22 protein-coding genes are annotated in these 20,524 nt (G+C 66.7%); 8 read left to right on the forward strand and 14 right to left on the reverse strand.

Features of this window, described 5'->3' with window-relative positions; translation table 11 throughout:
- The coding region (locus NA4_RS31345) for a serine/threonine-protein kinase (protein WP_157129405.1) at positions 1-801 on the reverse strand (801 nt) is incomplete at its 3' end.
- 123 nt (positions 802-924) lie between these two features.
- Between NA4_RS31345 and NA4_RS31350 the strand changes: the two genes are divergently transcribed.
- From NA4_RS31350 to NA4_RS31360, 3 genes are all read left to right on the forward strand, one after another.
- Positions 925-1,695 (forward strand): deoxyribonuclease IV, encoded by a 771-nt coding sequence (locus NA4_RS31350; protein WP_067478353.1) that lies wholly within the window; start codon positions 925-927, stop codon positions 1,693-1,695.
- A 257-nt stretch (positions 1,696-1,952) separates the two neighbouring features.
- On the forward strand, positions 1,953-3,173 hold the full coding sequence (locus tag NA4_RS31355) for a CaiB/BaiF CoA transferase family protein (protein WP_067478403.1): 1,221 nt from the start codon (positions 1,953-1,955) through the stop codon (positions 3,171-3,173).
- A gap of 160 nt (positions 3,174-3,333) precedes the next feature.
- On the forward strand, positions 3,334-4,275 hold the full coding sequence (locus tag NA4_RS31360) for a hydroxymethylglutaryl-CoA lyase (protein WP_067478356.1): 942 nt from the start codon (positions 3,334-3,336) through the stop codon (positions 4,273-4,275).
- Positions 4,276-4,300: 25 nt separating this feature from the next.
- Here NA4_RS31360 and NA4_RS31365 read toward each other — a convergent pair whose 3' ends face one another.
- The 3 genes from NA4_RS31365 to bla (NA4_RS31375) form a co-directional block, all read right to left on the reverse strand.
- Entirely contained in the window at positions 4,301-4,579 is a 279-nt protein-coding gene (locus tag NA4_RS31365; RefSeq protein WP_067478359.1) for a hypothetical protein, read from the reverse strand.
- Positions 4,580-5,018: 439 nt separating this feature from the next.
- Positions 5,019-5,954 carry a class A beta-lactamase gene (gene bla, locus NA4_RS31370; protein ID WP_084497634.1) on the reverse strand — a complete coding sequence of 312 codons (936 nt, stop codon included), beginning with the start codon at positions 5,952-5,954 and terminating at the stop codon, positions 5,019-5,021.
- Positions 5,955-5,963: 9 nt separating this feature from the next.
- The gene (bla, locus tag NA4_RS31375) at positions 5,964-6,887 is read right to left on the reverse strand and encodes a class A beta-lactamase (RefSeq protein ID WP_067478362.1); all 924 of its coding nucleotides are present in this window, start codon (positions 6,885-6,887) and stop codon (positions 5,964-5,966) included.
- 165 nt (positions 6,888-7,052) lie between these two features.
- Between bla (NA4_RS31375) and NA4_RS31380 the strand changes: the two genes are divergently transcribed.
- The 5 genes from NA4_RS31380 (at position 7,053) to NA4_RS31400 (ending at position 12,968) form a co-directional block, all read left to right on the forward strand.
- The gene (locus tag NA4_RS31380; RefSeq protein WP_067478365.1) at positions 7,053-7,928 is read left to right on the forward strand and encodes a LysR family transcriptional regulator; all 876 of its coding nucleotides are present in this window, start codon (positions 7,053-7,055) and stop codon (positions 7,926-7,928) included.
- A gap of 150 nt (positions 7,929-8,078) precedes the next feature.
- Positions 8,079-8,987, forward strand: coding sequence for a serine hydrolase (locus NA4_RS31385; protein WP_067478368.1), 909 nt, complete (start codon positions 8,079-8,081; stop codon positions 8,985-8,987).
- 113 nt (positions 8,988-9,100) lie between these two features.
- The gene (locus NA4_RS31390) at positions 9,101-9,874 is read left to right on the forward strand and encodes an ABC transporter ATP-binding protein (protein ID WP_067478371.1); all 774 of its coding nucleotides are present in this window, start codon (positions 9,101-9,103) and stop codon (positions 9,872-9,874) included.
- Positions 9,874-12,402, forward strand: coding sequence for an ABC transporter permease (locus tag NA4_RS31395; protein WP_067478374.1), 2,529 nt, complete (start codon positions 9,874-9,876; stop codon positions 12,400-12,402). The genes NA4_RS31390 and NA4_RS31395 overlap by 1 nt, the downstream gene beginning before the upstream one ends.
- 92 nt (positions 12,403-12,494) lie before the next feature.
- Entirely contained in the window at positions 12,495-12,968 is a 474-nt protein-coding gene (locus NA4_RS31400; RefSeq protein ID WP_067478378.1) for an iron chaperone, read from the forward strand.
- 58 nt (positions 12,969-13,026) lie between these two features.
- Here NA4_RS31400 and NA4_RS31405 read toward each other — a convergent pair whose 3' ends face one another.
- From NA4_RS31405 to NA4_RS31450, 10 genes are all read right to left on the reverse strand, one after another.
- Positions 13,027-13,314 (reverse strand): hypothetical protein, encoded by a 288-nt coding sequence (locus NA4_RS31405; protein WP_157129406.1) that lies wholly within the window; start codon positions 13,312-13,314, stop codon positions 13,027-13,029.
- Positions 13,314-13,616, reverse strand: a complete 303-nt coding sequence (locus NA4_RS31410; protein WP_067478384.1) for a hypothetical protein — start codon at positions 13,614-13,616, stop codon at positions 13,314-13,316. The genes NA4_RS31405 and NA4_RS31410 overlap by 1 nt, the downstream gene beginning before the upstream one ends.
- A complete protein-coding gene (locus NA4_RS31415; RefSeq protein WP_067478387.1) occupies positions 13,616-15,058 on the reverse strand; it encodes a hypothetical protein in 1,443 nt (480 codons plus the stop codon). The genes NA4_RS31410 and NA4_RS31415 overlap by 1 nt, the downstream gene beginning before the upstream one ends.
- A complete protein-coding gene (locus tag NA4_RS31420) occupies positions 15,058-15,351 on the reverse strand; it encodes a hypothetical protein (protein WP_067478390.1) in 294 nt (97 codons plus the stop codon). Before NA4_RS31420 ends, NA4_RS31415 begins: the two co-directional genes overlap by 1 nt.
- Entirely contained in the window at positions 15,348-15,797 is a 450-nt protein-coding gene (locus tag NA4_RS31425; protein WP_067478393.1) for a hypothetical protein, read from the reverse strand. Before NA4_RS31425 ends, NA4_RS31420 begins: the two co-directional genes overlap by 4 nt.
- A 1-nt stretch (position 15,798) precedes the next feature.
- On the reverse strand, positions 15,799-16,314 hold the full coding sequence (locus NA4_RS31430) for a hypothetical protein (RefSeq protein ID WP_084497636.1): 516 nt from the start codon (positions 16,312-16,314) through the stop codon (positions 15,799-15,801).
- 522 nt (positions 16,315-16,836) lie between these two features.
- Positions 16,837-17,517, reverse strand: coding sequence for a DUF4352 domain-containing protein (locus NA4_RS31435; protein ID WP_245671671.1), 681 nt, complete (start codon positions 17,515-17,517; stop codon positions 16,837-16,839).
- 299 nt (positions 17,518-17,816) lie between these two features.
- Positions 17,817-18,086 carry a helix-turn-helix domain-containing protein gene (locus NA4_RS31440; RefSeq protein ID WP_067478396.1) on the reverse strand — a complete coding sequence of 90 codons (270 nt, stop codon included), beginning with the start codon at positions 18,084-18,086 and terminating at the stop codon, positions 17,817-17,819.
- A gap of 668 nt (positions 18,087-18,754) precedes the next feature.
- Complete coding sequence (locus NA4_RS31445) at positions 18,755-19,951, reverse strand: MAB_1171c family putative transporter (protein WP_067478400.1); 1,197 nt, start codon at positions 19,949-19,951, stop codon at positions 18,755-18,757.
- 1 nt (position 19,952) lies between these two features.
- Positions 19,953-20,405 (reverse strand): hypothetical protein, encoded by a 453-nt coding sequence (locus NA4_RS31450; RefSeq protein ID WP_245671672.1) that lies wholly within the window; start codon positions 20,403-20,405, stop codon positions 19,953-19,955.
- Between the last annotated feature and the right edge of the window lie 119 nt (positions 20,406-20,524).

Here is a 20,524-nt window from a genome sequence, read left to right on the forward strand (position 1 = left end):
GAACTCCGCGCAGCTGGCGAACCGATCCGCCGGCCGCTTGGCCATGGCGCGGGCCAGCACCGGGTCCAGCGCGGCTGGCAGGCCGGGACGCACCCGGCTCAGCACCGGGATCGGTGCGTACAGGTGACTGTTGACCAGGGCCGCCGGGTTGGCGCCCGCGTACGGCGGCGCGCCGGTGAGCATCCAGAACAGCGTGCAGGCCAGCGAATATTGATCGGCCCGGTCGTCGAGCTGCTGGCCGATCAGCTGTTCCGGCGCGCCGAAGGCGAGCGTCGCGGTGATCGTGCCGGACGAGCGGATCGTGGTGTCAGCGCCGCGTATGCCCGCGATGCCGAAATCGGTGAGCAGCACCCGCTCCGGCTGCCCGATCGGCGCTTTGGCCAGCAGGATGTTGGCCGGTTTCACATCGCGGTGCAGCACTTGGTTGGCGTGCGCGAAATCGAGTGCGGCCGCGGTGTCGGCGATGATCCGCACCGCGCGGCCGGGCGCGAGCACGTCGACGTCGACGCAGGAGGCGTCCGCGCCGGGCACATACTGCATGGAGATCCACAGCTGCTGGTCCTCGGCGCCTCGATCGAACACCGTGACGATGTTCGGGTGATCCAGGCGCGCGACCAGATCGGCCTCGCGTTCGAAGCGGCGGCGGATGTCGGCGTCGGCGTACAGTTCGCGCTTGAGCAGCTTCAGGGCGGTCAGCCGCGGCAGCCGAGGATGCTGGGCCAGGTACACGGTGCCCATGCCGCCATGGCCGAGTACCCGTTTGATGACGTAGCCCGCGAAGACATCGCCGGTCTGCAACACCGTTACACCCCCTTGTCGAGTCGAGCGCGCGGACACTAACCATGTATCTCGCCGGGCCATCGGGATGCAACAGTCACGGTGTGACCTCCACCTGCTGTCGGTGGCACTGGTTACGCTGACCGCATGCGCATTGGAGCACATGTCCGGCTCGACAGCGACCCGATCGGCTTCGGCGAGCGACTCGGCGCCGACCTCATCCAGATGTTCGTGGTCGATCCGCAGAGCTGGGACAAACCCACTCCGCATCCGCGGACCGAGGAGATCCTCGCGAGCCCGATCGAGGTCGTGGTGCACTCCTCGTATCAGATCAACGTGGCGAGCCTGAACAACCGGCTGCGCATGCCCTCGCGCAACGCGGTGGCGCAGCAGGCGAAGGCGGCCGCCGACCTCGGTGCGTTCGGCCTGGTGGTGCACGGTGGGCACGTGCGCTCGGACGCCGAGCTGGAGACCGGAATCGACAACTGGCGCAAGCTGTTCGAGCGCCAGCAGGACAAGGGCGGCTTCGCGGTGCCGATCCTGATCGAGAACACTGCGGGCGGCAATCACGCCATGGCCAGGCACTTCGATTCCATCGCCCGGCTGTGGGACGCGGTCGGCGACTACGGCGCCGGGTTCTGCCTGGACACCTGCCACGCCTGGGCGGGCGGCGAGGAACTGGTCGGCGTCGTCGACCGGATCAAGGCGATCACCGGCCGGATCGACCTGGTGCACTTGAACTCCTCACGCGACGAGTTCAATTCCGGTGCCGACCGCCACGCCAATTTCTCCGACGGCACCATCGATCCACAGTTGCTGGCCGAAGTGTGCAGAACGGCGGGCGCTCCGGTGATCCTGGAAACCCCCGCCGAAGGCGTCGCGGATGATCTGGCCTACTTGCGCGAGCACTGTGTTTGATTTGCGAACGGTGCTCGTAAGACTCGCGACGATGACGACGACCAGCCGCGCAAGCTGACCCGCATGACGCCGGCCGGCGACGTCCCGGTCGGCGTCGACGGCGTGGCGAGCACCAGCATCGCGGGCAACGCCGCGCACTACTCGATCATCGAGGACACCCGGCAGCTCGCGTCCTGAGCGGGGCTCATGCATGCCGCGCCGTCGCCGAATCGCGGGTAGCGCCGAGACCGATGGTGGCATGGTCCACACTGGTCGTCATGAGTATTAGGCCGCTGGACGGGGTGCGCGTCCTGGAACTCGGCAACTACATCGCCGCGCCGACCGCGGGGCGCATCCTCGGCGACTTCGGTGCCGAGGTGATCAAGGTGGAACGCCCGAAGGTGGGCGACGAGCTGCGCAACTGGCGGCTCTACGGCGGCGACACCTCGATGCTCTACCGGACGATCAACCGCAACAAGAAGTCGATCACGCTGGACCTGCGCACCGAAGCGGGGCGCGGCGTCGTGCTGGAGCTGATCCGGCGCTGCGATGTGCTGCTGGAGAATTTCCGGCCCGGCATGCTGGAGAAGTGGGGCCTGGGCCCGGAGGTGCTGAACGAGGCGAATCCGGACCTGGTGATCACCCGGATCTCCGCCTACGGGCAGACCGGGCCGATGTCGGCGCGGCCGGGATTCGCCGCGGTGGCCGAGGCGGTCGGCGGCCTGCGTGAGCTGGTGGGCGACCCGGATCGTCCGCCCGTGCGCACGGGCGTCTCGATCGGCGATTCCATCGCCGGTATCTACGCCGCGTTCGGCACCGTGATGGCGCTGTTCCAGCGGGAGCGCCGCCCCGACGCGGACGGGCCGACCCCCCTGCGGGAGCGGGTGATCGACGTGGCGCTCAACGAGGCGATCCTGTCGGTGATGGAGTCGTTGGTGCCGGACTATGTGGCCTACGGCATCCAGCGCGAGCGGGTGGGCGGCCGCATGGAGGGCATCGCGCCGAGCAACGCCTACCCGTGCGCGGACGGAACCAGCGTCATCATCGGCGGCAACGGCGATGCCATCTTCCAGCGCTACATGAAGGTCATCGACCGCCCGGACCTGGCCGCCGACCCGGAACTCCAGGACAACGCGGGCCGCTGGCGGCACCGCGAGCGCCTGGACGCGGCCATCGGCGAGTGGACGATCCGCCACACTCGCGCCGAGGCGCTGAAACTCCTGGAAGCCGCCGCCATTCCGTGCGGTCCGATCTTTACGGCGGCCGACATCGTGGCCGACGAGCAGTACCGGGCACGCAACATGATCCAGCCTTTCGCCGTGGATGTCGGTGCGCCGGAACCGAAGACGGTCGGCTTCCCCGGCATCGTGCCGGTGATCGGCGAACAGTCGCTACCCATCCGCACCATCGGCCCCGATCTGGGCGAGCACACCCGCGAGGTGCTGTCCGGGTTGCTCGGTATGAGCCAGGCCGAGATAGACGCGTTGGAGGCACGATGAGCACACAGCCCTACGACCGCAGGCGTCCCCGGGGACGTGGGAAATGGGAACTGCGTTCGCCGGGCAGCAGCAGACCCACGGTGCAGCCCAATCCGACCGGAGCGGGCGAAAAGCCTTGGGGTGGCGTGATGTGCGGCCGCCGCCAGGCGCGGGAGCAACGATGACCGCGCCGGTGCTTCGCGACGTCACGCTGCGCGACGGCTTGCAGCTGACCGGAAAACTGCTGCCGGTGCAGCGCAAGGTGGACGTCGTCCGCCGCCTGCTCGCGCTGGGGGTTCCCGCGCTCGAAATCGGCTCGATGGCGCGCCCGGACCTGGTCCCCCCGATGGCGAACACGATGGAGTTGGTCGCCGCGCTGACGCCCGAGGAGTTGCGCCGCTGCTGGGTGTGGGTGGCCACCCCGCGGCATGTCGAGAAGGCCGCCGCGGCCGGCGTGCGCAACTTCCAGTACTGCTTCTCGGTCTCCGACGCGCACAATCGGGCGAACATCGGGCGCGACACCGAGGCCAGCGTCGCCGCCATGCCGGACGCGGTGCGCGTGGCCCGCGAGGTGGACGGGTCGATCCAGCTGTGCCTGGCGACCTCCTTCACCTGCCCGTTCGACGGTCCGGTCGACCCGGAGCGGGTACTGGCCATCGCCCGCGATCCCCGCACCGAGGGCGCCGACGACATCGTCCTCGCCGACACGCTCGGACAGGCGCATCCGGGTCAGGTGGCCGCGCTCGTCACCGCGGTACGCGAGCGAACCCCCAACCGGCGCATCGTCTTTCACGGCCACGACACCTGGGGGATGGGCGTGGCCAACACCCTCGCCGCCATCACGGCGGGCGCGGACATGGTCGACGGCGCGCTCGGCGGACTCGGCGGCTGCCCGTTCGCGCCGGGCGCGAGCGGCAACACCGCCTCCGAGGACATCCTGTTCGCGACCAGACCACCATGGTTCACCCCGGCCACGCTGGCCGAGTTGGTGGCGATGTCGGAGGAATTACTCGCTGACCTCGGTGAACCCAACCGCTCCCGCGCCGTTGAAGGCGCCCACTCGAAAGCATCGGCCTTCGAGTGGGTCGTCGACAAGGTGCGTTCCACTCAGCCCCGGCTATAGGAAAGGTTTGCGCGCCCTGGCCAGGTCAGAAGCTGAGTGCCATCGGCGGGGCGCCGTTCGGGCACACGAAACCGATGACGTGAACGCCGAACGGCAGGATCACCGCATTGACCGGCAGCGTGTGCCCGGTGGGGCACACCGCCATTCCGGTCACCACCTGCGGTACGGAGGTCGAGTTCACGCACGTCATCCCCGTGCAGAACACGCCGGACGGCGGAATCGCCGCGGACGCCGGAGCAGCCGCGACCGCGGCGGCACAGACCGCACCGCCCAGCACCGTCACGATGGATGCGACACGCTTCATTTCCTGTCCCCTCTCGCCATAGTGGGCAACTTGTGGGCAAACAGTAGGTCGGTGTCAAATTACCTGCGGCTACCAGCTTCAACTCGTCCGACTCGCCGCGTAAAGCTGCCCCATCGCAAACGCTGCGGCGTACCTCTCGTCGAGGGCCGAGCGACGGCGGGCCGCGTTTATCGCGGGCGTCGGCCGGAAGTGAGCGAACCCGTCCGGATTGCGGCAGGCGCCCTCGAGGGATCAGATCCGATGCCTTGGCCAGCGCCTCCTGGGCTGGGTCTTCGAACAGCGCGAAGTCGCCGGTGTACCGCGCGCGCCGGCGATCCGTGCCGGGTCGATAGCGCCTCGGTGGCCCCCAGGTGGTCCACGATCGGCAGCGCCGCGGTCGGTCGACCGGCTCCGGCAGCGTACGAGGGTGGCTGTGAGTGGTCCGATGGCTGCGCGCGAGTCACGTCAGAGTGCTCACCACATATGCCGCGGCCTCCGCGATGAGGGCCTCGTCGTATGCGGCGTCCCGGTCGGCCTTGCTGGACATGATCGCGACGACCAGCGGTGCGGAACCCGGAGGCCACACGATGGCGATGTCGTTCAATGTCCCGTAGTCACCGGTTCCCGTTTTGTCGGCGACGGTCCAGCCCTGCGGTACTCCAGCTCGGATTCGTCGAGCTCCCGCGCGAGTGGCGTTGCGTTCCAAGAGATCTCGGAGGAAGGCGCGCTTCTCGTCCGGCAGCGTGTCCGCCAGCACGATCTTCTGGTAATCGGTGCCCAATGCCCGGGGAGACGACGTGTCTCGCGGGTCTCCCGGCGTGGCCTCGGTGATCAGCGGCTCGATCCGGTCCATTCGGGTCACCGTGTCGCCGAGGCTGCGCACATACGCCGTCAGCTCGGCCGGCCCGCCGAGGTCACGGAGCAGGAGATTGCCTGCGGTGCCGTCGCTGTAGCGGATCGCGGCGTCACACAGCTGGCCGATCGTCATCCCCGTGGTCACATGCCGTGGTGTGATGGCTGCGTTCTTTGTGAGGTCGGCTTCCGTGTAGGTGACGACGGTATCCAAGTGCGACAAGGGATTACGTTGCAAGACGGCCGCGGCCGCTAATCCCTTGAACGTCGAACAGAAGGCGAATCGTTCGTCCGCTCGGTAGGCGATGGTGACACCGGTGCCGGTGGCGAGGGCGTACACACCCAGGCGTGCGCCGAACTTCCGCTCCAACTCGGCCAAGCGGATGTCGGAGTCGTGCACGGTGGGTGTGGCTCCCGCTGAGCCCGGCGCACCGATCGTGTCGGATGGGGGCGCGGACGTCGTGCGGCTCGCGCATCCGGCCAGGGGGAGAAGTAATGCCGCTCCGAGTAGTGTGCGGCGGGCGATGGTCGGCGATGTAGTCACGGTTCCTGGTTACCCGAGCGCCTCGACGGCGGCGCGGGCGGCGTCGGCGACCAAAGGGTTGTCGGCTTGGGCGTTCTGCTCGAATTTCGTGGACAGGACAGCGATGACAAGCGGTCCGCGTCCCGGCGGCCAGGCGATGGCGACGTCGAGGGCGCTGCCGTAGGCGGGGCTGCCGGTCTTGTCGCCGACGGTCCACCCGGCGGGCAGTCCGGCACGGATGCGTTTGCCCCCGGTGGTATTGGCGATGAGCCACGACTTCAGTCGCTCCCGTTCGGGTTCGCCGAGTACATCGCCCAGGACCAGGGCGCGGTAGTCGGCGGCGAGCGCGGCGGGTGTGGTGGTGTCCCGCTCGTCGCCGGGGATGGCGGTGTTCAGTTCGGTTTCCCAGCGGTCCAGGCGCGAGATGTTGTCGCCGATGGAACGCAGGAACGCGGTGAATCCCGCAGGGCCGCCGAGGAGTTTCAGCAGCTGGTTGCCCGCGGTGTTGTCGGACACGGTGATCGCGGCGTCGCACAATTCGGCAACGGTCATGCCGGTGTCGACGTGCTTCTCGGTCACCGGCGAATACTCGACGAGATCGGTGCGGGGGTAGTGGATCACCTGATCGAAGTAACCCGTCGACAGCGGATGGTCGCGCAGCAGAGCACCGCACGCGAGACCCTTGAATGTGGAGGCCATCGGGAACCTCTCACCGTCCCGATAGGCAACGGTGTGGCCGGAGGCGGTGTCGATTGCGTACACACCCAGCCGCGCTGCGTGGTTCGTCTCCATCTCGAGGAACGAAGCGGGCGTGGCAGCAGGTGTGGTGTTCGGGTTCGTCGGCGCATCGCCGCCGGACCCGCACGCGGCGGCGACGGTGGTCAGCACGGACACCGCGGCGGCGGCGAGAAGTCGGCGCCGCGCAGTCTGGGGAGCAAAAGGTGCGAAGGTCACCGCCGCACCACACCATCGCCACGGCGGTACGCGCCAATATCAGACCCCGGCGCGGACGAGTTCACTTCGATATCGCCGCAGGTTCGCCCGCACGGTTCGGTTCCGGCGCACACCGCGGCCAGGCGAGGAAGCCATCGTCCGGAACGCCACTGGTTCAATGACCGCATGGACCTGATCCGCCACCTTCGCTTCTTCGTGTCTGTCGCGGACGAGGGGCACTTCGGCAGGGCGGCGGCCGCGCTCGACATGACCCAACCACCGCTGTCCCAAGGCCTACGGCGGCTCGAACGGCACTTGGGCGTCGACCTGATCCACCGCACCCGCCAGGGAGCCGTGCTCACCTCGGCGGGTCTCCAGCTACTGCCCCGCGCTCGACTGCTCGTCGACGACGCCGACCGCCTGCTCGCCGAGTCGCACCGCATCGCGCACGCCCACGGCGCTGTGCACTGGGGAGTGACCGCGGCACTGCCCGACCGGGTGGTCACGGCATGTGTGGGCGCGCTGCGGACCGTGGTCGCGCCGGACGCCGCAGTATCGACCACAGTAGGCGCAACCGTCGACCTGGTCGCCGATGTGCGCGCCGGCCTATGCGACGTGGCGGTGATCGAGCATCCGGCCCTCGTCGACGGCGTCGAGGCACGCCCGGTCGTCAAAGTGCCGCGGTGGCTGGTCGTGCCGTCGGATCATCGCAGCTCCAGCGCGGAACGCCCAACTTTCCCCATGCTCGCGGGACTGAATTTCGCCCATCCGCCGCGCGCCGCCAACCCGCCCGCCTTCGACACCGTGCTGGACCTGTTGCGCGAGCGCGGCCTGGATGCACCAGCTGTGCCCGCACCCGACGACCGCGCCCTCTTCGCCGCGGTGGCCGCCGGAACCAGCTTCGGGCTCACGGCAACTCCGCCATCCGCCACGCCGGGTGTGACGTGGCTACGCATGGCACCGCAGGCGCTCGCCCTGCGGGTGCGCGTCGTCCACCGTCCGGGAGCCGACACCCAAGCCGATGCGGTCGACCGGGTGCTCTACCGGGAGCGCCTCCAATGAAGAAGGTCTCGCGTCGTGACTCGCTGGTAGGCGGTGCTCGGGTGACGGGTGGGGCAGGCAGTGTCGCGTAGAGATTCGTTGACGGGCGGTGGTCGGGTGACAAGTGGGCAGACAGTGCCGCATGGCGACTCGCTGCGGGGTGCTCGTCCGATGACCGGTGGACCCACCCCCGAGGAGAGGATCCGCGCCGTCTTCGCCGATGCGGGATGTACCGGCTGGCTGCACGCCCGCCGCTGCGACGACTCCGCGGCCGAAATCTCCATCGGAGGTCGCGAGCGGGTGGTCGTCGCGTCGGTGTACAAGCTGCCGCTGTTCGTCGCGTTCTGCCGTTCCGTCGACGCCGGGCGCATCGATCCCACGGCCCGGCTCACCGTGACCCCGTCGGACTGCACGCCCGGCCCGACCGGCATCGCCGTCATGCGCGACCCGGTGACCATGAGCCTGCGCGACCTGGCGACCTCGATGATGACCGTCTCCGACAACGCGGCGGCCGATGTCCTGCTCGGCGCGACCGGTCTCGGCGCGGTCGAGGAACTGCTCGACCAGCTCGGCCTCACCCAGACCCGGATCGTGGGCGGCACCGCCGATCTGCACCGCAGCCTCGTCCGCGACACCGACACCCACACCACCGCCGAGGCGTTCGCGATCCTGGCGGAGAACGACGACGCATGGTCGGTGTCGGCGTACGACCCCTCCTACACGAGCGCGACGACACCGGAGGAAATGACCCGGTTCCTCCGCGCACTGTGGAGCGGCACGGTGTTGTCTGCCGAACAGACCGAGTTCGTCCGCAGCGTCATGCGCTACCAGGTCTGGCCGCATCGCATCGCCGCCGCTTTCCCGCACCGCAGCGTGTCGGTCGCGGGCAAGACCGGAACCATCGGCGTGATCCGCAACGAGGTCGCGGTGGTGGAGTTCCCCGGCGAGTATCCGGTCGCGGTCGCGGTATTCACCCGCGCGGCGCGCGCGGACCCGCACCTGCCCGTCGTCGACGCCGCCATCGCCGAGACCGCCCGTATCGCCGTCACCGAGCTCCGCAAGCCCTTGCCCCAGGAGTAACCGCTCAGCAGCATCCGCCGCCCAGGTTTCGGCGGCGGTCTCCGCGAGTGCGGCCGAAAACACAGGGTTTTCCCTGATGGCATGTGACTGCGATCCCGGTAAGACTGGACGGCATGACTTCGCAAGCCTTGGGCGCCACCGCCGGCACGGCGGTCACGACCGACGTCGCGGCCAGCGCCATCGAACTGACGAAGGTCTACGGATCGGGTGATACCCAGGTCAGGGCCTTGGACGGTGTGTCGGCCGAGTTCGCGAAGGGAGAGTTCACCGCGATCATGGGCCCGTCCGGATCGGGGAAGTCGACCCTGATGCACTGCCTGGCCGGGCTCGACAGCGCCAGTTCCGGCGCCGTGCGCATTGGCGACACCGACCTCACCACCCTGTCCGACAAGCAGATGACGCGCCTGCGCCGGGACCGGATCGGCTTCGTCTTCCAGGCGTTCAACCTGGTGCCGACGCTCACGGCGCTGGAGAACATCACGTTGCCGCTGGACATCGCCGGGCGCAAACCCGACCAGGACTGGCTGGACACGGTGCTGAAGCGGCTCGGCCTGACCGACCGGCTCACCCACCGGCCCAGTGAGCTGTCCGGCGGACAGCAGCAGCGGGTGGCGTGCGCGCGGGCGCTGGCGGGCAAACCGGAGATCATCTTCGGCGACGAGCCGACCGGCAACCTCGACTCCCGCGCCTCGGAGGAGGTGCTGTCGATCCTGCGCGCGGCGGTGGACGAGTTCGGGCAGACGGTCGTCATCGTCACGCACGAGCCGCACGCGGCCGGGTTCGCCGACCGGGTGGTGTTCCTGGCCGACGGGCGCATCGTCGACGAGATGCGCGATCCCACCGCCGACACGGTGCTGGACCGGATGAAAGCGCTGGAGCAGGCGTGATGGCCGGAAGCCCGATGCGCAAAGTGGCGTTGCGCAATCTCGCCGCGCACAAGGTCCGCCTGGCCCTGACGCTGTTGTCGGTGGTGCTCGGCACGGCTTTCATCGCGGGCTCGTTCGTGTTCACCGACACGCTGCAGCGCACCTTCGACGGGATCTTCGCCAACGAGGCCAAAGGCATCGACGTCCGGGTCAGCCCGAAAGAGCGTCAGGCGCAGGGCATTCCGAACAACGTGGTGGACGAGCTGGCGAAATACCCTGGCGTCGGCACGGTGGCCCCGAGCGTGAACGGGCCGGTGGTGCTGCTCGATCCGGCGGGCAAGAAAGCCGTGCAGACCGGCGGCGCACCCACCTTCGGCAGGTCCTACCTGCCACCGGAGAAGGCTGTCGCGGAGCCGGAGAAGTTCACCCACGGTGTCCCGCCCGCGCGCTCTGGCGAGATCGCGCTCAATACCGGCGGAGCCGAGCGGGCCGGGCTGAAGGTCGGCGACCGGACCAAGATCCTCATCCCCTCGCAGCCGGATCCCATCGATGTGACCCTCACCGGGATCTACGAAATCCCTTCGGACACCGGCGGTTTCATCGGCGTGCTGTTCGACGACAGCCAAGCGCGCAAGCTGTTCACCGACGGTCTGCATGTCGCCTACGTGGACCTGGCGGCCACCGGAATTCCCGGTGACGACTTGCGCGACAACTTGGGTCGGGACCTGCCCGGCTACAAGGTGCAGAACGGCGATCAGGTCCGCGCCGACCTGAAGAAGGAAGTCTCCAACGCGCTCAACTTCATCAACTACTTCCTGCTCGCCTTCGGCGCGATCGCACTGATCGTCGGCACGTTCATCATCTACAACACCTTCTCGATGATCGTCGCGCAGCGCTTGCGTGAGCTGGCGTTGCTGCGCGCGGTCGGCGCGAGCCGTCAGCAGGTCGGCCGGTCGGTGGTGGCCGAGGCGTTCGTGATCGGGTTGATCGGCAGTGCGATCGGGCTCGCCGGTGGCGTCGGCTTGGCGTTCGGATTGTCGGCGGCGTTGAACGCCTTCGACTTGGGCCTGCCGACCGGATCGATGGCGGTGCTGCCGCGCACCATCCTGGTCGGGCTGTTCGTCGGTCTCGCGGTGACGATGATCAGCGCGTATGCGCCGGCACGCCGGGCCGCGCGGATTCCACCCGTGCAGGCCATGCGGGAGGAGTTCGCCTCAACCGGGGAGTCGCTGCGCTGGCGCACGGTCATCGGAGCGGTGCTCGCCGTGCTCGGTGTCGCGTTCGTGGTGCTGGGTGCGCAGCGCACGGGCGGCACGGCGGCCGCGACGGTCGGTGTCGGCGCGCTCGGCTTGATCTTTGCGGTGCTGCTCGGCGGGCCCGCCCTGTCGCGGCCGGTGGTGGCCGGGCTCGGGGTGCTGGTGCGGCCGTTCGGGCCGATCGGCCACATGGCGCGCAACAACGCGGCGCGTAATCCCCGGCGGACCGCCGCGACGGCATTCGCGCTCACCCTCGGGCTGATGCTGGTCTCGGCGATCGGCATGCTGGGCGCGTCGGCCAAGGCCAGCGTCGGTGTACTGATCGACAAGGGGGTGCGCGCAGACTACGCGCTTGCGGGCCCGCAGTTGCTCGGGGTTCCGTTCGGCGCGGCCGACGCGGCCCGCACGAACGTCCCCGGGGTGGCCGAGGTGGTCGGGCTCCGCGGCGCCGCTTTCAAGATCGGCAACGAGCAGGTGTTCGCCGCGTCCGCGGATGGGCCGCTGGACGGCGTGCTGAACTACGAAATCGTGCGCGGGAGCAATACTCTCGGCGACCGCGACGTGCTCGTTTCGGACGACGAGGCCGACAAGCGGGGCTGGAAGGTCGGCGAACCGATGAGCCTGACCAGCTTCGACGGCAAGAAGATCTCGCTCACGGTGACCGGCGTGTACAAGAACACGCCACTGCTCGGTCCCATGGTGGTGTCGCAAGCCGTCTACAACGAGGCGGTTCCGCTGAACTTCCGGACCAACTTCCTGGTGCTGGTCAAGGCGAAGCCGGGTGCGGACATCACCCAGATGCGCACCGACCTGGAGAAGGCGACCGAGCAATTCGTCGTGGTGCAGGTGCAGGACCGCGAGGAGTACAAGGGCGCACAGGGCAGGCAGATCAACACACTGCTGGCCATCCTCTACGGCCTGCTCGCGTTGGCGGTGGTGATCGCGATCCTCGGCATCGTGAACACGCTCGCGCTGTCGGTCGTGGAGCGGCGCAGGGAGATCGGCATGCTGCGCGCGGTCGGCATGCAGCGCATGCAGGTGCGCAGGACGATCTATCTCGAGTCCATGCTGATCGCGGTATTCGGCGCGATCGTCGGCATGCTGCTCGGACTGGCCCTCGGTGTCGGCTTCCTGCGCACCCTGCGCGACCTCGGCCTGGACCAGATCGCCATCCCGTGGACGCAACTGGTGCTGGTCTTGATCGGCTCGGCCGTCGTCGGGGTACTGGCCGCACTCTGGCCCGCGGTGCGCGCCGCGCGAACCCCACCGCTCGCGGCGATCGCCGACCTCTGAAAGCTATTGATCAGTTTTGAAGAAGCCTCCCGCCGCGACAGCTTCATAGCATGATGACTGTCCCCATCGAGACAGGCTGAGAGGAAACGGCAATGGCGAACGCACAGAAGTCTGCCAACGCAACCGCGAAGACCAAGGCGGCCGTGGGATTCACGGACGAGGAACGGGCCGCGATGAAGGAGCACGCCCAGGAGCTGAAGACGGCCGCGCGCCGCGGCTCCCGCGCGACCAAGGCGGACGGGGAGAAAGACGTGCTCGCGAAGATCGCCGAGATGTCGGAATCCGATCGCGTCATGGCCGAACGGATCCACGCCGTCATCACAGCCAGCGCACCGGACCTCACGCCGAAACTCTGGTACGGCATGCCCGCGTATGCCAAGGACGGCAAGGTCGTCTGCTTCTTCCAAAGCGCGGCGAAGTTCAAGGCCCGGTACGCGACGCTCGGCTTCAACGACATCGCGAACCTCGACGAAGGCACCATGTGGCCGACCGCTTTCGCGCTGACGAAGTTGACCGCCGCCGACGAGGAAAGGATCGGCGAGCTGGTGAAGAAAGCGGTGAGCTGAGCCCGTCCATCGCACCGTCTCCTCGATCGCCGTGCTCTGCCGACGCCCGTTCCGCTGATCACGCGTTGTAGATGGCGACCGAAATCGCGATCGATACGACCGACGCCAGCAATCCGCTGATGACGCCGACTCCGGCCTGGCGGCTTGCTCCACGCCGAAACAGGAGGACGGTGCCTGTAATGGCTTCCGCAGGAAGGATAACGATGTAGAGCACCCACAGATACGGGATCACCAGCACCGGCACGACATTGAGGAACAGCACTGTGGCCGCTGCGGTGAACGAGGGGCGGTCGACCCAGGTCACGCTCGGATAAGGTGCGGCAGAACGTGACCCCGTCTCGGACATCAAACCCATCCTCCGCGATAGAGCAGACCAGCCAATACGCCGGCGGTCAGTACGAAGACCGATGTCGTCAACAACCCCAGTGACGCGCCTCGCGCCGTGGACGATGACGACCTCCTCAGCGCAAGTGCCGTAACCGCACCCATGACCGCGGGCACCAGAAACACGATGACCGGCAACCGGAGGTAGTCAGGGTCCCGCAGCCTCATAATGAAAGCCAATACGGCGAGTTCGGCAACGAAACCCAACGACAGGCTGACGGTCGCCGCAGCCCAAAAGGTCGAATCCGAATTTCCCGCTGCCATCAGATCATTCCTTTCGGGAGCGGCACACGCGGCGGGTTCGACACCGGGCCGACTTGAGTCGGCGGCTTTTCCGGACCCGGCACATCGTAGGTGCTGTTCCACTCATGGAATGGCCGAAATGCCAACTCCCCGAGCCCGATATCGTGGTGGTATGGCAGGTTCACACTCGGACCCCATGACCGTCCGGATACAGCCGGGTCGATCACCACTGTTCGAGTGTTGCCCTGCGGATTGTCCTGGTAGACCTCGAGGGACGGGTAGTCGCTGCGGGTGCCGTGCACCTCGACACCTTTGTCTCCCGGTTTGAAGACGAGGTCGCCGTTCACGGTCACCGGGTGGTCGTCGATTTTCGTGTTTCCTGGCGGGTTGGCGGTCCAGTCCGGTGCGAAGGGATTTCCGGCTTCGTATCTGATCCGCACCGAACCGTCCTCGGCCTGCCAGACTTGCCCGGTGGGGACACCGGCTTGTACCTCGCCCGGAGTGCCATCGGGGTTCTGGCGGACCGACGGGTTCTGGCGCATCACGACTATCCCGTTCTCGTAATCTATGTAGGTGGCGACCTTGGCGTGCTCAGGGTCGAAGTTGGGGTCGGCCGTGCGGTTGTCGCCCAGGTCTCGTTGTGGGGGCGGCCAACTCGTCACGTCGCGCTGTTCGATGTACTGTGCTGTCCGAACTACTCCCTGACCATGCACAGGCTCGATCTTCACCACTCGGATCTCGGGTGGTACGCCCTGGAACTTAGGTGTGTAGCTGTTCGGGTTGAGTGCGTGGGCGGTTTGCCAGTCGGTCGGTGTCGTCGGTGGGCGACCGAACATATTCTCGAATGCCGCCGCTGCGGCCTGGGTGCGTTCGGCGTCGAAGCCGCCGTCGATAGTGACACCCGGCTGCCGCTGATACAGAGGCCCATCGGCGCCATCGCCCACCGGATCACCGTCGCCGAACAGTTCACCGCGTGACCGCACCTCGTCGGCGGCCTGCTTGATCACGTTCACCGCGACATTCTGGGCACTGACCATCTCGTTGAGCGCCGTCGTAATCGCCGTCTGATGAGTCCGCGCGCCATCGTCGCTGTTACCGGGTCCGGCGGTGACGATCCAATCGTCGGCGACGTTGAAGCCAGCTGCGGTTGCTTCGGTCACCTTGCCGATCAGCACCTCGCGGTAGTTCGTCATCGAGGTTCCACCGGTGACCATGGCGTCGCCGAGCATATCGACTTCGTCCGCCACCTTGTAGGCGGTGTCACGATCGCCTGCGACCCGGTCGTAGGCCGACCAGTACGCCTCACCGTCCCAGTGCGAGCCCGCATCCCGAATCTGGGTGCCCATCCGCTCGGCCAACCCACGGAACTCCGCATTGCGAGCCATCATCTGATTGCCGGCTTCGGTGATCGTCCACGGCTTCCACGACCGGACCTGGGGCAACGTCGGAACACTGCCCTCCATCAGCGGGCGCCGCCCATCGCGGCGAGCCGGTCACGGAATTCCTGGTCGGTTACCTCATAGGCGCCCGCGCCGCCTTTGCAGATGTTCGATACCCGCTTGCACCGCATCGCCATCCGCAGCCACGCACCCTCGACGTACTCTCCCGCAGTCGCGCAGACCGCACCCAACGGCGATCCCGGCATCGCGCCTGCCACCGCATTTGCGTTGGTACGCACATCCAAGGCGTCGGCCATGCTGCCGATGTCGTCCATCGACGCCGCAAGTGCCCGCAATTGATCTGGATCTACCCTCATGGCTGAGCCCCCCTCATGTCAGTCTTGCTGTCACAGTACTTGGAATGGTCGGCGCGGCGTGCGGGCGTGCCCGCGATCAGGATGACTGCGGTGGCGGCGATCGCGACGAGGTCGTAACGCCACTGCCTGCGCCACGTGTGGGCGGGATCAGCGCCTGCCCACAACTTGGCGATACCGTAGACATTCGAGATGGAAAACACGGTTGCTCCCAGCGAGAGCTGTCGGGCGATGTTCACCACGTCGCTGTCGTCGCCGGGTAGCAGCCAGGCCAGTGACTGTTCGAACCATGCCTCCTGCAACAGGTGTTCGCAGATAGTGGCGGTGAGCGCGCGGTTGATGAGCCGGTCGACGATGCTGTCCCGCAACAGCCACCACCGACCGGCGAGCACCAACATGAGACAGGTCAGGACGGGCCAGGCGATCAGACCCGGGACGGGGGAGGTCATCTCATCGATGCCGGTTTCGGAAGAATGTCGAGCGGAACCGGCTCGCCGACCGCTTCGGCAGCATCGCTTCGACCAGCAGCAGGTCGGCGAAGGTTTCGGCGGCGCGCTCGCGCTCACTGCCGTAGTCCTGGCGGCGCAGTACGCTGCGAATGGTCTCCAGCGACAGCGAAGGCATCAACTCGCGCAACGGCAGATCAGCTGTGTCGCCGCCAGCGGGACCGCTCGTAGTCCCTCCGTGGCCGAGCAGCATGTGACCGATCTCGTGGGCGATGACGTGATCGGCATGCCATTCGGTGTCAGCCCCGTACATGATCACGTCATCGTCTTCCCGGGCGATCCACAGGCCGCTTCCGGTGCCGCATCCGGTGCCCGAGAGGGCGCCGACGTCGATCGGGCACACCGTGATGGGCCGCTCGCGGTACTCGGCCACCCGCGCGATGTATTCCATTGTGTCCCACGGGTAGGGGATCGGCACCAGGTGACGCAGCTCCTCGAATCGCGCGGCTAGATCGTCCATTTCGCCCTTCCCTCGTCGATTGCGTGGCGCATGCGAAGATTCTCCTTCACCTGCCTTCGACGTGCCTGTGGCGCATGGGCTCCCTCCGATGTGGTGACCAGCATCACGGGGACACTTCAAAGAAGAGCTCTTCGACCGCACCCGACCAGCTCATCAACACGGAAAGTTCGTCTACTCGATCAGATTGGCCTCTGTCGGATGGGTGGCGCTCCCGAATTCCGGGCCGACGATCCTCGGCTGCCCAGCAGTGCTGGTCTTCCGCGCGTCCTCGGCGAATTCTTGCCAGGAGGTTGGGCGATCGTCCTCGATGACGGGATCCTCCAGGCTGACGTCGTAGTCATCATCGGCCAGCGGCTCGGGTGGGGTGGGGTTGATTTATCGTCCCTGGTTGACGGCGATGATTTCCCGTCGCCGCAGACCCAACTTTACTCGGCGGTCGAGTTCGCCTCGAATACACCCATGACGACGCTGGCCCCGACATCACACCGGGGCCAGTCGAGATCGAGGGCTACTTCTGGAAGCTCACCGCAACGCGACCTTCACGCCACCCGAGAACGCACTGTCGTGCAACTCCAATACAGCCGGAACCGAACCTGGCGGAACATCGAACACGATCCTCATCGAAATCCTGTTGCCCGGATTGATATCCGCTGACAGATGGTCGTTTACGTTGATCTCGGCCTTCGTGTCATTCGTGAACTCGCGGCCCTGATCGTCATACAGCTTCTGGTTCGAGCCGAAGTAGGACCGCGGCTCGTTGCCAATGTTGCTGACATCGACATGGATGACAATGTATTCGCCCTGCGCGGTGGAGCGCAGGAACTGGTTTTCACCGATGGTCTTGGTAGGTGGATCGACAGCGGTAACCACGAACTCGAACTTGCCATCCCGTACCGTGGACCCCGCAGCAGCAACACTCTTGCCAGCCTTTGGAGCGTCGGGGGCGGGTTGGTTTGTGCCGTCAGCAGATTTGGAGCCGTTGCTGGCGAGTCCGACGATGCCGAAGCATCCGCCGCATAACAGGACTATGGCGCCAATGAGGATCCACGGCCAGACGACGCGCTTCTTGCGCGGCTGTGCTGGGCCATATCCGGGTGGTGGCGGGAAGCCGGGCTGCTGCTGGTACCTCGGTTGCGGTGTTCCCTGGGTGGGGTGGCCGGAACCGGTATTCGGTTCGGGGAATGGCGGCGGCGGTTGGGACACGGATGACCCCCTGTTGTTTGGGTTCGTAGTAGTTGACTGATCAATCGCACGAGCCAGTGCGCTGTTACAAAGATCTCAGAGGTTGGGGGGTGTGGCGCGTCAGCTGGAAGGGAATAGGGGACGATTCCGGGCGGTCCACTTCTGATTGCGATCATGGTCGCAAAAAAGCGACTGAACGGAATAGTTTGGTATCAGGAATATTTGGCTTGAGGGCACTGGGCGTTCCCTGCTCGGCTACACATAGCAAGCAGCCCCATCCGACCGGACGGGGCTGCTGGTGCGGGTATTCGTGAATGGACTCAGACGTTGAACTTCTCGGGGATGAGATCACCGAAGCTGTGCCACCACCTCTTTTCGGCTCCCTGCTTGAACAAGCCGACAATCGCTGCGGTCTTCTCGTCACCGAAACCGAGCTTCCGGCACAGTAGCTCGATGTCACGGTCGCGCAGTCGGCCGACATCGCCTCGTTCGAGCCTGGACTGGGTGCTCACGCTCCAGTCCAGCATTGCCGCGACTTGTCCCTGCGTCAGGTTCTGTTCGTCGCGTGCTTCGCGCAGGTACCGGCCCATTCGTCGACGCGGCAGTGACGGGCTTGTGCCTTGCTTCGCCATTCCAACCCCCCGCAAGGTGACGACAATGCCGTGGCCGAGGGCATGGACATGCGCGGCCCCGCGAGAACCGTTCACGATCGCCGAAGCCCACGTCGTCATGCAACGGCATCGCGAACACCGGTGTGCACGTAAACGCGCTGCCTGGGATGTGCTGGTGGCCGCCGGGCATATCGTGCCGGATTCGTATCGGCGAAATGGGGCTCTGTGCAGTTCGCACCCGATGCCGCCATGCCGCTGTTCCCGGACTCTCGCCACCACGATCGATCACCTGGTTGTCGGGATGTTGAAAGATCGGCGGACAGCCTCGGGGCAGGCGGTGTCCGCCGAGACTCTCATCGTGTTGACAGTATCGGCGGGACAAAGGAATTGGCGGTCTGCCACCAAGGCGACCGTCACGTACCCGTGGTGCGTGCGAGCTTCGCGGGGTAGCGGGCGGCAGCGAGGGCTTCGGCCGGGGCCTCGATGCGGATCAGATCCTGGTCGCTCAACTCGATTCAGAGCGGATGATCCCGCAGTCAGGGCGGGCAGCGCACTCGCACATGACGACGAACGTCCGCTTTGCGGGTGCGGTAGCGGGTGGCAAGGGGTGTTCGAGGTCGTGCTGACTGTCACGAGGGGTGTTGCTTTTATCCGGCCAGGGCCCGAGTCGGGTGGGGAGCATGGTTGATGGTGGTGGTCAGGCGGCGGGTGTGTGGCCATGCCGTGGCGAGTGCGAGTAGTTGGTGCAGTTCCGCGGTGAGGTCCCGTGCGCCCGGTTGGATGTGGTGGCGGGGCTTGGACGGCCTCGCGTTCGGGGGGTGCCCGGCAGCTTTGGTGGCAATGGCCTCGGCGATGCGGCGGGTATAGGTGTGGGGGTCACCGTTGGCGGCTAGATCGTCGGGGCTGTCGGTGTAGCGCTTGAGGTGCAGCAGGCTGTCGCGGATCTCGATCGTCATGCGGTGCAGGCGGATGGCTGGGTCTGTTCGGCTGTTGTGGTCGCGCGGCATTGCCAGGATGATTTCGGGTACGGCTGCGGTGAGATCGGCCCACATCGGCTGTAGGCGGCGGCAGTAGCGGCCGGTGCGGTCCCATCCGATGTGCGTGAGCAGGGTGCTGATCAGCGGTACCGCGACCACGGCGGAAGCGCAGACGGTCACGATGAAGAAGGCCCACGCCGGCCAGTGCATCTCGGGATCGCGTGACGGCTGGTCTGTGACGACACAGCGGGCGGTCTCGATGGGGGTTACGACCGCTACGATCCCGATGGCCACATTGATGCACAGAACCACTATGTATAGTGCACGTTCCTGCCAGGTGGTGTCGTCTGCGGCGCGCATCTCGCGCACACTTACGCGGCCGACGAGCAGGGCGGTCGCGCCGAGCGGCAGGCAGAACGCGACCCAGACCACGACAGCCGGCCAGCCCAGGGCTTGGTCGATCAATTGGCCGGCGCGGCGGGCGGGCATCCCTGCGATCAGGATGACTGCGGTGGCGGCGATCGTGACGAGGTAATAACGCCACTGCCTGCGCCACGTGTGGGCGGGATCGGCACCTGCCCACAACTTGGCGATACCGTAGACATTCGAGACGGCCAACAGGATTGCTCCCACTGAGAGCAGGCGGGCGATGTTCACCACGTCGCTGTCGTCGCCGGGTAGCAGCCAGGTCAGTGACTGCTCGAACCATGCCTCCCGCAATAGGAGTGCGAAGAGAGCGGCGGCGAGCGCGCGGTTGAGGAGCCGGTCGACGTCGCTGTCCCGCAATAGCCAAAACCGACCGGCGAGTACCAACGCGATACCTGTCAGGACGGGCCAGGCGATCAGACCCGGGACGGGGGAGGTCATCTCATCGATGCCGGTTCGGGAAGAACGTCGAGCGGGACCGGCTCGCCGACCGCTTCGGCAGCATCGCTTCGACCAGCAGCAGGTCGGCGAAGGTTTCGCCGGCGCGTTCGCGCTCACCGCCGTAGTCTTTGCGGCGCAGTACATTGCGGATCGTTTCCAGCGACAGCGAGGGCATCAACTCGCGCAACGGCAGATCGGCTGCGCTGCCACCGGGACTGCCCTCAATCGCTCCGTGGCCGAGCAGCATGTGACCGATCTCGTGGGCGATGATGTGATCGGCATGCCATTCGGTGTCAGCCCCGTACATGATCACGTCGTCGTCTTCCCGGGCGATCCACAGGCCGCTTCCGGTGCCGCATCCGGTGCCCGAGAGGGCGCCGACGTCGATCGGACACAGTGTGATCGACCGACCGCGGTTTCGGCCACCCGCGCGACGTATTCCGTTGTGTCCCACGGGTAGGGGATCGGCACCAGGCGACTCAGCTCCTCGAATCGCGCGGCCAGATCCTCCATTACGCCCCTCCCCTGCTCGATTACGTGGCGTATCCGGAGATTCTCCTGTACCTGCCTTAG

It is taken from the genome of Nocardia amamiensis NBRC 102102, assembly GCF_001612745.1.
In the GTDB taxonomy this organism is placed as follows: Bacteria; Actinomycetota; Actinomycetes; order Mycobacteriales; family Mycobacteriaceae; genus Nocardia; species Nocardia amamiensis.

Excerpts from the sequence above, each read along its gene's own strand:
- NA4_RS31350 (WP_067478353.1), top strand. The coding sequence starts at position 925 with ATGCGCATTGGAGCACATGTCCGGCTCGACAGCGACCCGATCGGCTTC.
- NA4_RS31355 (WP_067478403.1), top strand. The coding sequence starts at position 1,953 with ATGAGTATTAGGCCGCTGGACGGGGTGCGCGTCCTGGAACTCGGCAAC.
- NA4_RS31360 (WP_067478356.1), top strand. The coding sequence starts at position 3,334 with ATGACCGCGCCGGTGCTTCGCGACGTCACGCTGCGCGACGGCTTGCAG.
- NA4_RS31365 (WP_067478359.1), bottom strand. The coding sequence starts at position 4,579 with ATGAAGCGTGTCGCATCCATCGTGACGGTGCTGGGCGGTGCGGTCTGT.
- NA4_RS31380 (WP_067478365.1), top strand. The coding sequence starts at position 7,053 with ATGGACCTGATCCGCCACCTTCGCTTCTTCGTGTCTGTCGCGGACGAG.
- NA4_RS31385 (WP_067478368.1), top strand. The coding sequence starts at position 8,079 with ATGACCGGTGGACCCACCCCCGAGGAGAGGATCCGCGCCGTCTTCGCC.
- NA4_RS31390 (WP_067478371.1), top strand. The coding sequence starts at position 9,101 with ATGACTTCGCAAGCCTTGGGCGCCACCGCCGGCACGGCGGTCACGACC.
- NA4_RS31395 (WP_067478374.1), top strand. The coding sequence starts at position 9,874 with ATGGCCGGAAGCCCGATGCGCAAAGTGGCGTTGCGCAATCTCGCCGCG.
- NA4_RS31400 (WP_067478378.1), top strand. The coding sequence starts at position 12,495 with ATGGCGAACGCACAGAAGTCTGCCAACGCAACCGCGAAGACCAAGGCG.
- NA4_RS31405 (WP_157129406.1), bottom strand. The coding sequence starts at position 13,314 with ATGTCCGAGACGGGGTCACGTTCTGCCGCACCTTATCCGAGCGTGACC.
- NA4_RS31410 (WP_067478384.1), bottom strand. The coding sequence starts at position 13,616 with ATGGCAGCGGGAAATTCGGATTCGACCTTTTGGGCTGCGGCGACCGTC.
- NA4_RS31415 (WP_067478387.1), bottom strand. The coding sequence starts at position 15,058 with ATGGAGGGCAGTGTTCCGACGTTGCCCCAGGTCCGGTCGTGGAAGCCG.
- NA4_RS31420 (WP_067478390.1), bottom strand. The coding sequence starts at position 15,351 with ATGAGGGTAGATCCAGATCAATTGCGGGCACTTGCGGCGTCGATGGAC.
- NA4_RS31425 (WP_067478393.1), bottom strand. The coding sequence starts at position 15,797 with ATGACCTCCCCCGTCCCGGGTCTGATCGCCTGGCCCGTCCTGACCTGT.
- NA4_RS31430 (WP_084497636.1), bottom strand. The coding sequence starts at position 16,314 with ATGGACGATCTAGCCGCGCGATTCGAGGAGCTGCGTCACCTGGTGCCG.
- NA4_RS31440 (WP_067478396.1), bottom strand. The coding sequence starts at position 18,086 with ATGGGCCGGTACCTGCGCGAAGCACGCGACGAACAGAACCTGACGCAG.
- NA4_RS31445 (WP_067478400.1), bottom strand. The coding sequence starts at position 19,951 with ATGACCTCCCCCGTCCCGGGTCTGATCGCCTGGCCCGTCCTGACAGGT.